We start from the raw sequence: 2,175 nt of genomic DNA, 5'->3' as shown, positions 1-2,175 counted from the left end.
TAACGTTTGGCATTCCTGACGTTCAAGCAGCTTAAGGACCGTAGGTCCGGGTCGTCAGACTTAGCTGGTTGAATGTATCGCCTGAATATACTCCTTGAAAATCCTTCTAGCGATCAAGGGCGAATACCCGCAGTAGGAATGTGGTGTTAGGTGACGTTATTTCTCTTCCTCGATATGCTAAAAAAGAATTGGTCTAGTCATCCAATCATTAATCTCAATTGGACCTTTTACTTGCATTAATCCATAGAAGAATCTATAGGTATTCCTTATCAGGGATAGATTTGGAAAGGGAGTTACTGATTGATATCCTAACTTAAATGAAGTCGCAGTTTCTTGATTAAAATTATACTCTAGTGTTATTAAATCAAACTCTTTTGGTCCTATCACATAGGCTTCTGTATCTACAATTGAAGTTACTCTTGTTCCATCGGATAATATCTGCCTTGTATCCATATCAACCATAATAAAAGCAGCAAAGTCTGGAGATGGTAATGATGTTACCTCATCCTTATAGGTCTCCCAAAAATCAGCTATGACTTTATTGTCAGAATAGAATCGGGAAATTATCTTTTCAATAATTCCAAATAACCTCAAATGAAATTCATTCAAACTGTATCTGAGAGTTCCTTTTATGTTTCCGCACTTTGTAAATTTATTGCTATGTATTTCAGCTAGATCTCTGCCAAATTGATATGCAAAAGAACTTGGTACATTCTTTAGATCAACTTTCTCACCAACCATCATGGTGACTACGACAAACTCTCTTCCATCTATTACTCCTTTACGAATACATTTTGGAATTGGAATTGGACTAACAAGTGAAAGTTCTTTATTAATAATTTCAAGATCAAATGTTTTGTTTAGTTCTACACCAAATAATTTGTTGCATCCAAATATAAAGGGAGCATCTGAGTCCTCACTAACACCGGAAGACCTAACAACAACATCTTCTTGAGAAGTTCTCACATGCCATACATCGCTTGCATGCCCACCAAGCTTAGTTACTGTTTGAATTTGTTCATTGAATAATGATTGGAGATTCATAATTTTATCCTTTCTGCTTTTAGAAATAATTTCACCTAACGTTGCTCATTTCTGACGTCTAGACGACTTAAGGACCATAAGTCCGGGTGGCTCTGCCACTTACTCGGTTGGATGTGTCGCCTGAATTCACTTCTCCGAGAATCCTCTTAGCGACCAAGGAGCATCAGCGACGCAGCAAAAATGCATTGTTATGAGATGTCGGCGACTTCAATGAATTACATTCAAAATCATCTATCTTCAAACCAAGCCTTTTCAATAAGTTCATTCCATTCAATTACTAATTTCTTATATTTAATAATACAGTAACCAAATTCAGCATTGTACTTTAGAGAAGTTGACCCATCGAATCTCTGGATAAAAAAATATTCTGTCACCTGTAACTCTTCATTCTTGAGTACTTCAAAATCTAATAATAATTCAGATATGTGTAGTTTTATCTCGTGTGCATCTTCCTCTACAATTATCTGCCTCTTTCCTTTTACTCCAGATGTATCATATAAAATAGATTCGATAATTTCATAGTCAATAAATCTAACTTTCGCCTTTCCTGTATACATACTGAACCCTGTATTGTTCATTGGATGATCTGATAAAACGTCTATATGTTCAAAGCTCATAATTAAGTTCTGATTTTCTATTGAAACTTCTTCGATCACACAATCATGTAGTGAAACAAAATTTAAAGTGTTTTCAGAGATGAAGTTGGCTTTAAACACTAAATCAGCCCTTTCTATTTAAAGTATGAAATGTTGTTCTCGCCGATTTCTTATAACGTTGCGCATTTCTGACGTCCAAACGGCTTAAGGACCGAAGGTCCCGGTGGCTCTGCCACTTAGCCGGTTGGATGTGTCGCCTGATTCCACTTCTCAGATAATCCCTCTTGGCGACCAAGGAGCGTCAGTGACGAAGCAAAAATGCATTGTTATAACGCTGCCCCTTCTTCTTCGATTCCTCATCCATATATGTCTTGTGTGTTTTATGTATTTGATATGACTTTACGTGTTTTTTTTTGATTCTATCTTTTGGTCCTATCAAATCCGTTTCCGCAAAGGAAAGGTTCCCCCTTCCCTATTTCTTCTTTGTCGGTTTTCAACTGCTTCTTCGTAAATCCATCCTTATTCATTTCATTCA

General features: G+C 36.6%; 2 protein-coding genes. Both read right to left on the bottom strand.

Annotated elements, in window-relative coordinates; all coding sequences use genetic code 11:
• Positions 1 to 177: 177 nt before the first annotated feature.
• Entirely contained in the window at positions 178 to 1,044 is an 867-nt protein-coding gene (locus AC1TO8_RS23770; protein ID WP_482058057.1) for a hypothetical protein, read from the bottom strand.
• A 227-nt stretch (positions 1,045 to 1,271) separates the two neighbouring features.
• Complete coding sequence (locus AC1TO8_RS23765; RefSeq protein ID WP_482058056.1) at positions 1,272 to 1,760, bottom strand: hypothetical protein; 489 nt, start codon at positions 1,758 to 1,760, stop codon at positions 1,272 to 1,274.
• Between the last annotated feature and the right edge of the window lie 415 nt (positions 1,761 to 2,175).

It is taken from the genome of Paenibacillus sp. Y859 (assembly GCF_056786405.1).
The sequence above is the reverse complement of the archived record's forward strand: the minus strand, read 5'-3'. Positions and strand labels throughout refer to the sequence as shown.